General features: G+C 61.1%; 12 protein-coding genes. 8 read left to right on the top strand and 4 right to left on the bottom strand.

Translation table 11 applies throughout. The annotated features are described in order from the left end of the window. Positions 1 to 5 precede the first annotated feature (5 nt). From AC07T0_RS05380 to AC07T0_RS05370, 3 genes are all read left to right on the top strand, one after another. Positions 6 to 1,088 (top strand): 5-(carboxyamino)imidazole ribonucleotide synthase, encoded by a 1,083-nt coding sequence (locus AC07T0_RS05380; protein ID WP_495000187.1) that lies wholly within the window; start codon positions 6 to 8, stop codon positions 1,086 to 1,088. Positions 1,089 to 1,194: 106 nt separating this feature from the next. Next, complete coding sequence (locus tag AC07T0_RS05375; protein ID WP_495000186.1) at positions 1,195 to 1,440, top strand: GlsB/YeaQ/YmgE family stress response membrane protein; 246 nt, start codon at positions 1,195 to 1,197, stop codon at positions 1,438 to 1,440. Between the two features lie 80 nt (positions 1,441 to 1,520). Next, the gene (locus AC07T0_RS05370) at positions 1,521 to 2,057 is read left to right on the top strand and encodes a DUF3299 domain-containing protein (protein WP_495000185.1); all 537 of its coding nucleotides are present in this window, start codon (positions 1,521 to 1,523) and stop codon (positions 2,055 to 2,057) included. A gap of 141 nt (positions 2,058 to 2,198) precedes the next feature. On the opposite strand, the gene AC07T0_RS05365 is transcribed toward AC07T0_RS05370, so the two are convergent. Together AC07T0_RS05365 and AC07T0_RS05360 are read right to left on the bottom strand one after the other, a co-directional pair. Next, entirely contained in the window at positions 2,199 to 3,101 is a 903-nt protein-coding gene (locus AC07T0_RS05365; protein WP_495000184.1) for a D-hexose-6-phosphate mutarotase, read from the bottom strand. A gap of 51 nt (positions 3,102 to 3,152) precedes the next feature. Continuing rightward, positions 3,153 to 3,551, bottom strand: a complete 399-nt coding sequence (locus AC07T0_RS05360) for an acyl-CoA thioesterase (RefSeq protein ID WP_040071787.1) — start codon at positions 3,549 to 3,551, stop codon at positions 3,153 to 3,155. A 373-nt stretch (positions 3,552 to 3,924) separates the two neighbouring features. Here AC07T0_RS05360 and AC07T0_RS05355 point away from each other — a divergent pair, with 373 nt between their 5' ends. Continuing rightward, the gene (locus tag AC07T0_RS05355; RefSeq protein ID WP_495000183.1) at positions 3,925 to 5,214 is read left to right on the top strand and encodes an MFS transporter; all 1,290 of its coding nucleotides are present in this window, start codon (positions 3,925 to 3,927) and stop codon (positions 5,212 to 5,214) included. Positions 5,215 to 5,234: 20 nt separating this feature from the next. Here the strand turns inward: AC07T0_RS05355 and AC07T0_RS05350 are convergent, their stop codons facing one another. Further along, the gene (locus AC07T0_RS05350; protein WP_495000182.1) at positions 5,235 to 5,486 is read right to left on the bottom strand and encodes a PIN domain-containing protein; all 252 of its coding nucleotides are present in this window, start codon (positions 5,484 to 5,486) and stop codon (positions 5,235 to 5,237) included. A gap of 237 nt (positions 5,487 to 5,723) precedes the next feature. Continuing rightward, positions 5,724 to 6,782 carry a helix-turn-helix domain-containing protein gene (locus tag AC07T0_RS05345; RefSeq protein WP_495000181.1) on the bottom strand — a complete coding sequence of 353 codons (1,059 nt, stop codon included), beginning with the start codon at positions 6,780 to 6,782 and terminating at the stop codon, positions 5,724 to 5,726. A 337-nt stretch (positions 6,783 to 7,119) separates the two neighbouring features. On the opposite strand from AC07T0_RS05345, the gene AC07T0_RS05340 reads away from it, so the two are divergent. The 4 genes from AC07T0_RS05340 to pstB all read left to right on the top strand — a co-directional run bounded on the left by AC07T0_RS05340 (position 7,120) and on the right by pstB (position 13,230). Further along, the gene (locus AC07T0_RS05340) at positions 7,120 to 8,118 is read left to right on the top strand and encodes a phosphate ABC transporter substrate-binding protein PstS (protein ID WP_495000180.1); all 999 of its coding nucleotides are present in this window, start codon (positions 7,120 to 7,122) and stop codon (positions 8,116 to 8,118) included. Positions 8,119 to 8,534: 416 nt separating this feature from the next. Next, positions 8,535 to 10,568 (top strand): ABC transporter permease subunit, encoded by a 2,034-nt coding sequence (locus AC07T0_RS05335; protein ID WP_495000301.1) that lies wholly within the window; start codon positions 8,535 to 8,537, stop codon positions 10,566 to 10,568. A 15-nt stretch (positions 10,569 to 10,583) separates the two neighbouring features. After that, a complete protein-coding gene (gene pstA / locus AC07T0_RS05330) occupies positions 10,584 to 12,254 on the top strand; it encodes a phosphate ABC transporter permease PstA (protein ID WP_495000179.1) in 1,671 nt (556 codons plus the stop codon). A 142-nt stretch (positions 12,255 to 12,396) separates the two neighbouring features. Beyond that, positions 12,397 to 13,230 carry a phosphate ABC transporter ATP-binding protein PstB gene (pstB, locus tag AC07T0_RS05325; RefSeq protein WP_495000178.1) on the top strand — a complete coding sequence of 278 codons (834 nt, stop codon included), beginning with the start codon at positions 12,397 to 12,399 and terminating at the stop codon, positions 13,228 to 13,230. The last annotated feature ends 59 nt before the right edge of the window (positions 13,231 to 13,289 follow it).

The following is a 13,289-nucleotide window of genomic DNA, read 5'->3' as shown; positions in this document are numbered from 1 at the left end:
TGACGATGAAGATCGGTGTAATCGGTGGCGGCCAGTTGGGCCGCATGTTGGCGCTGGCGGGTACGCCGCTGGGGATGAACTTCGCTTTCCTGGACCCGGCGCCGGATGCCTGTGCCGCCGCCCTCGGCGAGCATCTGCGCGCCGATTACGGCGATCAGGATCACCTGCGCCAGTTGGCCGACGAAGTTGACGTGGTGACGTTCGAGTTCGAAAGTGTCCCGGCGGAAACCGTGGCCTTCCTGTCGCAGTTCGTGCCGGTCTACCCGAGCGCCGAAGCCCTGCGCATCGCCCGTGATCGCTGGTTCGAAAAGAGCATGTTCAAGGACCTGGGGATTCCCACCCCGGCCTTCGCCGATATCCAGTCCCAGGCGGACCTGGACGTCGCTGTCGCCAGCATCGGCCTACCGGCCGTGCTGAAAACCCGTACCCTGGGTTATGACGGCAAGGGTCAGAAAGTCCTGCGCAGCGCGGCCGATGTGGTCGGCACCTTCGCCGAGCTGGGCAGCGTCGCCTGCCTGCTGGAGGGCTTCGTGCCGTTCACCGGGGAAGTCTCGCTGATCGCCGTGCGCGGCCGTGACGGCGAAACCTGCTTCTACCCGCTGGTGCACAACACCCACGACAACGGCATCCTGCGTCTGTCCGTGGCCAGCACCGAGCATCCGCTGCAAGCCCTGGCCGAAGAGTATGCCGACCGGGTGCTCAAGCAGCTGAATTATGTCGGCGTGCTGGCGTTTGAGTTCTTCGAAGTCGACGGTGGTCTCAAGGCCAACGAAATTGCGCCACGGGTCCACAACTCCGGGCACTGGACCACCGAAGGCGCCGAGTGCAGCCAGTTCGAAAACCACCTGCGGGCGATTGCCGGGCTGCCGCTGGGTTCGACCGCCAAGGTCGGCGAAAGCGCGATGCTCAATTTCATCGGCGAAGTCCCACCAGTGGCGCAGGTGATCGCCATCGCCGATTGTCATCTGCATCACTATGGCAAGGCCTTCAAGGTCGGCCGCAAGGTTGGTCACGCGACCCTGCGTTGCGCGGACAAGGCGACGCTGCAGGAGCAGATCCTGCGGGTCGAGGCATTGATCGGCGAATAAAGATAGTCAGTGCCGGCGGGAACCTACGGTTGCCGCCGGCCTCTGATGGCAGGATGTCAAAGTGCTGACTAGGCTTTGATTGTGCGAACTCACTAGGGGAAATGCCATGCACATTATCTGGACAATTTTGATCGGCCTCATCGTCGGCTTGGTGGCGCGTTTCCTCAAGCCCGGCGACGACAGCATGGGCTGGATCATGACTATCCTGCTGGGTATCGGTGGTTCGCTGGCGGCAACTTACGGTGGTCAGGCCGTGGGGATCTATCACGCGGGTCAGAACGCCGGGTTTATCGGCGCGGTCGTCGGCGCAATTATCTTGCTGGTGATCTACAACCTGATCAAGAAGAGCTGATCCAGGCGACCAAACCCTCTCCGTCGCAATGGCGGAGAGGATTAGAATGTGCGACATCCTTTCTGTTTTCGAGTCTCCCCATGCGCCGTCTTCTTTTGACACTTGTTTTCCTGGGCAGTGGCTTGGCTCACGCCGGCGAACTTCCGGAAACCGACTGGCTGGAACTGATGCCCAAGTCGGACCAGAAAGCCCTTGAGCAAATGCCGGAAATCACCCACAACTCGCCCGAGGGCGACGGTACGTTTACCGCCAAGGGTGGTTTGAAACAGAGCAAGGGTCTGCCGGCGGTGATGTATTCGACCAAGACCGTGGCGGCCATGGATGGCAAGGACATCCGCATCGGCGGTTATCCGGTGCCATTGGAGACTGACGCCAAGGGCCGCAGCACGCTGTTTTTCCTGGTGCCGTACCCGGGCGCCTGCATCCACGTGCCGCCCCCGCCCCCCAATCAACTGGTGCTGGTGCGTTATCCCAAGGGCCTGAAGCTGGACGATATCTATACGCCGCTGTGGGTGACCGGCACGTTGAAGGTCGAAAAGGTCAGCAATGACCTGGCCAACGCGGCGTATGCGCTGGATGCGGGGAAGGTGCGGGTGGTGAAGGAGTCGGATCTGTAAGGCTGGGGATCTTCAGGGCCTGTCAGATCGCTTTCGCGGGCAAGCACCGCTCCCACAAGGGCAGTGTCGTACGCAAACTTTGTGCGCGACTCAAGGCCGAATGTGGGAGCGGAGCTTGCCCGCGAAGGCCGCGACGCGGTCTCAAGCCAGGCGCTGACTACCGATAGTCACAGCCAGCGTATGACTGGCCCCCGGCGCGAGCGTCACCACATCATCCATCACGTTCGCCGTCTCGATGCACAGCATCTTCTGCCAGCCATCGTCAGCCATATCGGTGAGCTGACTGGCCCGGTCGATCCACGGGTTCCAGATCACCGCCGAATGTGAGCCCTGGCTGCTCAGCTCGATACGCCGCTCCCAGGTCGGATCGACAATGCTCAGCCGCGCAGGCGCATTCTGGTAGATACGATCGGTTTCACCAGCGAAGCGCAGTTCGCCTTGCTGGCGGACCTGCTTCCAGTCATTTGCAGTGTCGATATAGGTCAGGCCATCCACGCCCTCGACGTGCACATTACGTACATCGCTGACGGCGAAGTAGGTGTGCAGCGCCTGGCTGAGACTGACCGGATGGTCGTCCTGGTTTTCGCTGATGAGCTCGACGTGCAAGGTCTCGCCCAGGCAGATACGCAAAGTCAGGCCGACCTTGTGCGGCCAGCCCGGCAGACCGCCTTCGGGGAGCGGCAGGCTGAATGTCACGTTTACCGAATCACCCTCGGCCTCGATGCCTTGTAACGACCAGTTCAGCGTCCGCACCAGGCCGTGGGCCGTGGGCGCGTCGCTGCTCTGACGCATGGCCTGCACGCTGTCCGGGTTACGCGAGAAGTTGCCGAACCACGGCCAGCACACCGGCACGCCGGCCCGGATGCCCTTGCCTTGCTTGAACACCGCCTCGTTGTTGAGCCAGATCAGCGGCGGCTGCCCGGCCAACTGGTAACTGAGGATCTGCGCGCCTTGTTGCGCCACCAGCAATTCAGCCTGGCCGTGGCGGATACGCCAGCCGTTCAGCTCATCCAGTTTTACCGTTTCAACATGGGGCGTAGTCATGGTGTTCTCGCAAGACAGGGAATGGCAGCGGGTTGCGCGCTGGCGGCCGGGTTAACGCCGTGGCACGGAGCGGGTGCGACCGCTGCCGTCGATGGCCACGAAGACGAACGCCGCTTCGGTGACCTTGCGCCATTCGCTGGTCAGCGGATCGTCGCTCCACACTTCGACCATCATCCGCATCGAGCTGCGGCCGATTTCCTCGGTATGGGTATAAAACGACAATTGTGCGCCGACGGCGACCGGGACCAGGAACGCCATCCGGTCGATGGACACGGTGGCGACCCGGCCCCCGGCAACTTTGCTGGCCATGGCGGTGCCGGCCAGGTCCATCTGGCTGACCAGCCAGCCGCCATAAATGTCGCCGAAACCGTTGGCTTCGCGCGGAAGCGCGGTGATTTGCAGGGCGAGATCGCCTTGCGGGATAGGATCTTCTTGTTCGAGTTCGATCATGCCGGGGTGCCTCTGACCCGTAACGCTACGTTGGTATTGCAGGTGAATAGCCGTCTTCAAGAAAAACGATTCAGCCCGAACATACTACGTTCGTTACGTTTCTCGTAAGCCGCACTAAGGGAAACTCTGCGAAAGCGGCTGGTTCGGCCCCAACGGCGTTTTCGCACAGTACCCCTCTAGCCTGCGGGTTTTACCCGGCGCAGGACACGAGTATATCGGTCGATAGACCGCGAGACGACCACCGGGTTCTCATTTTTCCCGGCGAATGCGTCGATCCATGTGCTTTTACGAACAATTTGCTATCGTGCCAGACCTGCCCACAGCCTGAGCCGTGCCTTGCGTGGCTCATAGACGTGCCCAATAAGAGATGCCCATGACCACCGCGACCACCCATATCGCGCCACCTGCGCGCCCGCTGACCCGCAACGACTACAAGACTTTATCGCTGTCTGCCCTGGGCGGTGCGCTGGAGTTCTACGACTTTATCATTTTCGTGTTTTTTGCCGCGGTGGTCGGCAAGCTGTTTTTCCCGGCGGACATGCCCGAGTGGTTGCGTCTGATGCAGACCTTCGGGATTTTTGCCGCCGGCTACCTGGCCCGGCCGCTGGGCGGCATCGTGATGGCGCACTTCGGCGACCTGCTGGGGCGCAAGAAGATGTTCACCCTGAGTATTTTCCTGATGGCGGTGCCGACCCTGATCATGGGTTTGCTGCCGACCTATGCGCAGATCGGCATCTGGGCGCCGATCCTGCTGTTGCTGATGCGGGTGGTCCAGGGCGCGGCCATTGGCGGTGAAGTGCCGGGGGCCTGGGTGTTCGTCGCCGAGCATGTGCCGGAGCGCAAGATCGGCTTTGCCTGCGGCACCCTGACCTCGGGCCTGACCGCCGGGATCCTGCTGGGTTCGTTGGTGGCGACCCTGATCAACAGCCTTTATACCCCGCTGGAAGTGGCGGATTACGCCTGGCGGATTCCGTTCCTGCTGGGCGGCGTGTTTGGTCTGTTCTCGGTGTACCTGCGTCGTTGGCTGCACGAGACCCCGGTGTTCGCCGAGTTGCAGCAACGCAAGGCCTTGTCCGACGGCATCCCGCTGGGCGCGGTGCTGCGTGATCACCGCGGTGCGATCCTGGTCTCGATGCTGCTGACCTGGTTGCTGTCGGCCGGCGTGGTGGTGGTGATCCTGATGACCCCGACCGTATTGCAGACGGCCTACCACTTTGCCCCGACCGTATCGCTGGAAGCCAACAGCCTGGCGACGATCTGCCTGACCCTGGGTTGCATCCTTTCCGGTGCGCTGGCTGACCGTTTCGGTGCCGGCCGGGTCTTCGTGTTCGGTAGCCTGGGGTTGATGGTGACTTTCTGGACCTTCTATAGCAGCTTGCCCACCCACCCCGAGTGGCTGTTCCCGCTGTATGCCCTGAGCGGCCTGTTCGTTGGCACCATCGGCGCGGTGCCCTATGTGATGGTCAAGGCGTTCCCGGCGGTGGTGCGTTTCAGTGGCCTGTCGTTCTCCTACAACCTGGCCTACGCGATCTTCGGCGGCCTGACTCCGATGGTGGTCACCCTGCTGCTCAAGGAAAGCCCGATGGGGCCGGCTTACTATGTGGCGATCATTTGCGGTATGGGGGCGCTGGTGGGCGGTTATCTCTGGTCGAAGGGGCGTTGAGTCGCTGTTAAAAGCCCGGATCAGTCTTCTCGCCAGCGACTGATCCGGGAGTGACACTCTTTCTCCGGCAGTCGCGCGCCGCTCGCGGTCATGGTTTCCAGGGCGCTGGCTGCTTCCTGAGGTGTCACTACACGGTGTTCCACCATAAGATCCAGCAGCCAGAGTGCGCCACGCACTTGTAGCCCGTCGCGCAAGGCCTGGCGTCTGAGCCGGCCATCGCCGGTGAGCAGTGGGCGCCCTGTCTCCTGAAGCGAGTAGATAGCAGGAAACATCGGCCAGAGAGCTGTTGTTATGTTCAACCTTGAGCGTGTAGAGGCGCATCACGCCGTCACCATCGAATGACTCGACCCGCAGCCCATGGGCAAGCAGTTGCTCGTGTGAGAAGTCGTTGAGCTCTTCAAGTACGAAGTCGGTACAGCAAAAAGTGAAGGGCAGCCTGAACAGTTGCTCCAGCAATCCGGCATTTCTGAAGTCGATCCAGATGTTCGTATCGCTGATATAGATGAGGCTCATGGGCTCTCCAGCGGGCCCAGGAAGTTGGGGTCCAGGCTGCTCACTGGCTGGCGCAGGAACTCGCTCGCGCGGGACTTGCTGATCAGACCTTCCGCCAATCCACGGAACACCAGCGACTCGAAACGCTGGGGAGGCTTACAGGGCATGGGCTCGGGTTCGGACTTGCGCCAGCCATTGGCACTGAATTGAATGGTCAGGGTCTTGTAGCCACTTTCGCTGAGCAGATTCAGGTCCTTCAGTCGGCGCAGCGCCGCTTGCATCGATAGTCCATAGTGACGCTTGGCAATCAGTAGCTCGCGAGGGTGGACCCTGGAGCGGGGATGGCTGCCAAAATCGCCGGTGACGCACTTGGCTGGGTACAGGAAGGCGCCGGCAAATCGATGGCAGCAGTTTTCCTTGTCCTGCTCGGGCATGTTGGCGGGTAGCCGCATGACCCAGTGCCCGAGCTCATGGGCTGCGGTGAATCGGATGCGCTCGCCGGGCCGCTCGGCATTCAACGCAATCAGCACGTGGTGGCCGTCATCGGTGGCGGCACACGCCCCATCGAAGTCATCCGATCCCGGCAGCATGGCCACCTTGATGCCGTGCTCTTCCAGTTGTTCGGTCAGGTGGAAGATGGGATCGCCACCAAGCCCCCAGAACTCACGCAGCGCCTGAGCGGCTTGTTCCGCTTCTTCCAGCGAGCTGGCATCGATCCTCCCGGAGGGAGTGGTGTTCGTCAGGATTTCCCGAGGGTCGAAACATTCTTCCAGTGCGATATAGCGCTCAAGGTACTCGCGCATCTGCTCTTCTATCTGGACCTGGCGGTATTTGGGCATTTTCGCCAGCTTGCGAAACTCCAGGGGGGCCAGCGGGATGGCGTCCGCGCGGAAGAAATACTCCGGGCTCACCTCCAGGGCTGCAGCCATTTGCAGCAGGCGCGTGGAGTTCGGGGTGCTCAGTCCTTTCTCGTACTTGCTGAGAGCCTGCTTGGTGATGTCACCCAGTTGGAGCGCCAAGGCCTCCAAGGACATGCCGCGCAGCAGGCGGGCACGGCGGATTCGGTCGCTGATCATAAGATTTCCTCGGGTTGACAACTTTGTATTTTATGTTGAATTTGTCAACCTATCGAGCATTTCAAGATGTATTTGATGGAAGTGAGGAGGTGATAGGGATTGGGCATCTATATAGAAGAAGAGGATTTCAAATTGTTTCAAGGTTGACACGTCCGGCGCCCGGAGAAGGGTGCCGGAGTCCAGTAGGGGCGGGCTTTGGCCCGCTTTTGCGTTCAAAACCAGCCTTTTTCCGCATGATGGCCATTCATCTAACTGTCATATACCAGTCATAGACTGTTCATACGGCCTGCAGATACTTGGGCCCGATCCAACAATCCCTCTCTGCTAGGAGCAAGGCATGAAACTGAAGCGTTTGATGGCGGCAATGACTTTTGTCGCTGCTGGCGTTGCAACTGCCCACGCGGTCGCCGCTGGTGTGGACCCTTCCATTCCGTCTTATACAAAAGTCACGGGTGTATCGGGCAACCTGTCCAGCGTTGGTTCCGACACCCTGGCTAACCTCATGACCTTGTGGGCCGAGGGTTACAAGAAAGAATACCCGAACGTGAACATTCAGATTCAGGCCGCCGGTTCCGCTACCGCGCCCCCCGCCCTGACTGAAGGCACGTCGAACCTGGGCCCGATGAGCCGCAAGATGAAGGACACCGAACTGGCGGCTTTCGAGCAGAAGTACGGCTACAAGCCGACCGCTATCCCGGTCGCCGTGGATGCCCTGGCCGTGTTCGTGCACAAGGACAACCCGATCAAGCACCTGACCATGGAGCAAGTCGACGCGATCTTCTCCTCGACTCGTCTGTGCGGCGCCAAGGCCGAAGTCAAAACCTGGGCTGACCTGGGCGTGACCGGCGACCTGGCCAACAAGCCAGTGCAACTGTTCGGCCGTAACTCGGTATCCGGCACCTACGGCTACTTCAAGGAAGAAGCCCTGTGCAAAGGCGACTACAAGCCTAACGTGAACGAACAGCCAGGCTCGGCTTCCGTAGTGCAGTCCATCAGCTCCTCGCTGAACGGTATCGGCTACTCGGGTATCGGCTACAAGACCGCCAGCGTGAAAACCGTTGCCCTGTCGAAGAAAGGCAGCACCGAGTTCATCGAAGACAGCGAAGAAAACGCACTGAACGGCAAATACCCGCTGTCGCGTTTCCTCTACGTGTACGTCAACAAGGCACCGGGCAAGCCGCTGGCTCCGCTGGAAGCCGAGTTCGTGAAGCTGGTTCTGTCCAAGCAGGGTCAGGAAGTGGTTGTGAAAGACGGCTACATCCCACTGCCAGCCAAGGTTGCCGCCAAGGCACTGGCTGACCTGGGTCTGAGCGAAGGTAACGTCGCCAAGCAGTAAGCCTTCAGCCGGGACGCCAGTCCCGCTAGCAACACCAAGGCGCGGTTTGATCCCCATCGACCGCGCCCCTCATTCCGAAACCGCTGCCAGCCTTGCTGGGCGGCGGCTTCAGTGCGTCACTGCATTGTCATCTTTCTGTCATACAGGACCGCTAGGGTGTGCGCATGAACGATCTGGCCAATTCCACCATGACTACGACTTCTCCCCCCAAGCGCATTGATTTCAATACGCCTGAGTTGCAACGCAAGCGCCGTATTCGCGCGCTGAAAGATCGCCTGACTCGTTGGTATGTGTTCATTGGCGGCCTCGCCGTCCTCGGTGCGATCACGCTGATCTTCTTCTTTCTTGGCTATGTGGTCCTGCCGCTGTTCCAGGGTGCTTCGCTGAGCGCCGAGAAAAGCATTACCCCGGCCTGGATCCAGGATGCCGGCAAACCCCTGATGATCTCCCTGGAAGAACAGAACCAGGTGGGCATGCGGGTTTCCGACAACGGCCAGGTGCTGTTCTTCAATGTCCAGGACGCCAGTGAGCTGTCGCGGGTCAACCTGCCGATTCCAGCCGGCACCACGGTGACTTCTATCAGCAAGGACCAGCCGGGAATCCCGCTGGTGATTGTCGGCCTGTCCAATGGCCAGGCGCTGGTGTTCCGTCACACTTATAAAGTGACCTACCCGGACGGCAAGAAAACCATTTCCCCGGCAGTCGAGTACCCCTACGGCGACGTGCCGATCAGTCTCGATGACCAGGGCCGCGCGCTTGAGCATGTGAACCTCAACGCCGCCGACACCACCCTGGTCGTGGCCGGCTCCACCGGTGCACAACTGCACGTGCTGGCGTTGACCAAAGAAGAAAACATGATGACCGGCGAGGTCACCAGCGAGCAGCGCAGCATCGAGCTGCCGCAGATGACCGAGCCGGTCAAGGCGATCTATATCGATCCACGCCAGCAATGGCTGTATGTGATCAACGGGCGGGCCCAGGCCGATGTATTCAGCCTGCGCGACAAGAGCTTGAACGGTCGCTACAAACTGCTGGAGAGCGCCGATACCGAAGTGACCGCCAGCACCCAGCTGGTGGGCGGTATCTCGCTGATCATCGGTGACTCCAGCGGTGGCCTGGCCCAGTGGTTCATGGCCCGCGATCCAGATGGCGAGCTACGCCTGAAACCTATCCGCAGTTTCCAGATGGGCACCGCGCCGATCGTCGAAATCACCGCCGAAGAGCGTCGCAAGGGCTTTGTCGCCATGGACGCTTCCGGCAAGCTCGGGGTGTTTCACAGCACCGCGCACCGGACCCTGCTGGTCAACCAGGTGGTCGACGGCCAGGGCCTGTTCGGCCTGTCGCCACGGGCCAACCGGGTGATCGTCGAGCAAGGTGGCAAGATCCAGCCGCTGGTCCTCGACAACCCGCACCCGGAAGTTTCCTGGAGCGCGCTGTGGAGCAAGGTCTGGTACGAAAACTACGACGAACCCAAGTACGTCTGGCAATCGACCGCCGCCAACACCGACTTCGAACCCAAGCTGAGTCTGTCGCCGCTGACCTTCGGTACCCTGAAGGCCGCGTTCTACGCCATGCTCCTGGCTGCGCCGCTGGCCGTCGCCGCCGCGATCTACACCGCTTATTTCATGGCCCCGGGCATGCGCCGCAAGGTCAAGCCGGTGATCGAATTGATGGAGGCGATGCCGACGGTGATCCTCGGTTTCTTCGCCGGTCTGTTCCTGGCGCCGTATGTCGAAGGGCACCTGCCGGGGATCTTCAGCCTGCTGATGCTCGTGCCGATCGGTATCCTGGTGGCCGGTTTCGCCTGGAGCCGCCTGCCCGAGTCGCTGCGCCTGCGGGTGCCGGATGGCTGGGAAAGCGCGATCCTGATTCCGGTGATTCTGTTCGTCGGCTGGCTTTCGCTGTTCATGAGCCCACACCTGGAGACCTGGTTCTTCGGTGGCGATATGCGCATGTGGATTTCCCACGACCTGGGCATCACCTACGACCAGCGCAACGCTCTGGTGGTGGGCTTGGCCATGGGTTTCGCGGTAATCCCGAACATCTACTCCATCGCCGAAGACGCCGTGTTCAGTGTGCCACGCGGCCTGACCCTGGGTTCGCTGGCCCTGGGCGCCACGCCATGGCAGACCATGACGCGGGTGGTGATCCTGACCGCCAGCCCGGGCATCTTCTCGGCGCTGATGATCGGCATGGGCCGGGCCGTCGGCGAAACCATGATCGTGCTGATGGCCACCGGTAACACCCCGGTCATGGAGATGAACCTGTTCGAAGGCCTGCGCACCCTGGCGGCCAACGTCGCGGTGGAGATGCCGGAGTCGGAGGTGGGCGGTAGTCACTACCGCGTGTTGTTCCTCTCGGCGCTGGTGCTGCTGCTGTTCACGTTCATCATGAACACCCTCGCGGAACTGATTCGTCAGCGTCTGCGCAAGAAATACTCGTCGCTTTAAGAAAGGTAGAAGTCTGTGAAACAGAACTCCCTGAACAGCTGGTTCAAGAGCGGCGCTCCCGGCGTCTGGATCAGCGGTGGTGCGGTATCCATCGCGGTCATCATGACCATTGGCCTGCTGGCCGTGATCGCTGTGCGCGGCCTGGGCCACTTCTGGCCGGCCGACCTGGTGCATGCCCAGTACAACGTACCGGGCCAGGCCAACCAGGTGGTGGTCGGCGAGGTGGTACAAAAGGAAGAAGTGCCGCGCGCGCGCCTGAAGACGGCCGGCTTGCCGGTGCCGGATGAGGGCCCCGAGTTCATGACCCGGGAGCTGATCAAGGTCGGTAACCGTGACCTGAACGGCAACGATTTCACCTGGGTCGTCGGCGAGTGGTTGCAGGACCAGAGCTCCCCGGCCGAGCTGATGACTATCGAGCGTCGTGAGTGGGGCAACTTCTACGGGACCCTGGTCAACCTCAAGGAAAGCGGCAAGGTGATTGCCGAAGGCGAAGCCGCCTGGCCCGAGTTGCAGGCCCGTGTCCAGCGCGTGAACGGGTTGGCGGCGCAGATCAAGACGCTCGAGAAGAGCGATATCGGCACCATCAACGCCGGCCTCGAGCGGATTCGCCTGCACAGCCGCAAGTTGGAGCTGGAAGGCCGTCTCGACGCCACCGCGCAAGCCGACATGGCGACCGAGCGCGCCGAACTGAATGCCCGCTACCAGGACATCGAAGCCCGCCTGAACGATCTGCACACCCAGTTCAACCGCGACAGCCTGACGGCCCGCGATGCCAACGGCAAGGAACTGGAAATCAGCATCGGCAAAGTGGTGCACGCCTACCAGCCGAACGCCATGGGCAAGCTGACCAAGCTGAGCTTCTATTTCAGCAAGGTCTGGGAGTTCCTCAGCGACGATCCACGTGAAGCCAACACCGAAGGCGGGATCTTCCCGGCGATCTTCGGCACCGTGATGATGACCCTGATCATGGCGATGATCGTGACCCCGTTTGGCGTGCTGGCGGCGGTCTACCTGCGTGAATACGCCAAGCAGAACGTGCTGACCCGAATCATCCGCATCGCGGTGAACAACCTGGCCGGTGTGCCGGCGATCGTCTACGGCGTGTTCGGCCTGGGCTTCTTCGTCTACGTGCTGGGCGGTTCCATCGACCGGCTGTTCTTCCCCGAAGCCCTGCCGGCACCGACCTTCGGCACCCCGGGTCTGCTCTGGGCCTCCCTGACCCTGGCGCTGCTGGCGGTACCGGTGGTGATCGTGGCGACCGAGGAAGGTCTGGCGCGGATTCCGCGGACCGTGCGCGAAGGTTCGCTGGCCCTGGGTGCGACCAAGGCCGAGACCCTGTGGAAGATCGTCCTGCCGATGGCCAGCCCGGCCATGATGACCGGGATGATCCTCGCCGTGGCCCGCGCCGCTGGCGAAGTGGCCCCGCTGATGCTGGTGGGTGTGGTGAAACTGGCGCCGTCGCTGCCGGTGGACGGCAACTACCCGTACCTGCACCTGGACCAGAAGATCATGCACCTGGGCTTCCATATCTACGATGTTGGCTTCCAGAGCCCGAATGTCGAGGCCGCTCGCCCGCTGGTCTACGCGACGGCGTTGTTGCTGGTGCTGGTGATCGCCACCTTGAACCTGTCGGCCGTATGGATCCGTAACCACCTGCGCGAGAAGTACAAGGCGCTGGATAGTTAATAACATTCACCCAACCCCCCTGTAGGAGCGAGCTTGCTCGCGAAGAAAGACGCATCACCACGGTGATTTAGACAAATCCGGGTGACCGCATCGCGAGCAAGCTCGCTCCTACAACGAATTGGTTAGCGCAGGGAGTTACCCCATGCAGCATGAAACCCACACCCACGGCATCAACATGTCCGCCCTGGGCCGTAGCAAGCAGAGCCTGGACCTGGCGAGCGAAACCGTTGCCATCGAAGTCCCGAAACTGAGCCTGTACTACGGCGAGAAGCAGGCGTTGTACGACGTCAGCATGAATATCCCCAAGCAGCGCGTGACGGCCTTCATCGGCCCGTCCGGTTGCGGCAAGTCGACACTGCTGCGCACCTTCAACCGCATGAACGACCTGGTGGACGGTTGCCGTGTAGACGGTGAAATCAACCTCTACGGCAACAATATCTACCGTAAGGGCGAGGACGTCGCCGAACTGCGTCGCAAGGTCGGCATGGTGTTCCAGAAGCCCAACCCGTTCCCCAAGACCATCTACGAAAACGTGGTTTACGGCCTGCGTATTCAGGGCATCAACAAGAAGCGTATTCTCGATGAAGCCGTGGAATGGGCCCTCAAGGGCGCGGCGTTGTGGGAAGAGGTCAAGGATCGCCTGCACGAATCGGCCCTGGGCCTGTCCGGTGGTCAGCAACAGCGTCTGGTGATCGCCCGGACCATTGCGGTCGAACCGGAAGTGTTGCTGCTCGATGAACCGTGCTCGGCGCTCGATCCGATCTCGACCCTCAAGGTCGAAGAACTGATCTACGAGCTGAAATCTAAATTCACTATTGTCATCGTCACCCACAACATGCAACAGGCGGCGCGGGTTTCCGACTACACCGCATTCATGTACATGGGCAAGCTGGTGGAGTTCGGTGACACCGACACGCTGTTCACCAACCCGGCGAAGAAACAGACCGAAGATTACATCACCGGCCGTTATGGCTAGGTGGGAGAGCTGCAAGTCGCCAGCGACAAGCGGCAAGCACGGGCAGCCTGAGCATATTC

Source organism: Pseudomonas sp. GW821-FHT04D07 (assembly GCF_059420225.1).
The sequence above is the reverse complement of the archived record's forward strand: the minus strand, read 5'-3'. Positions and strand labels throughout refer to the sequence as shown.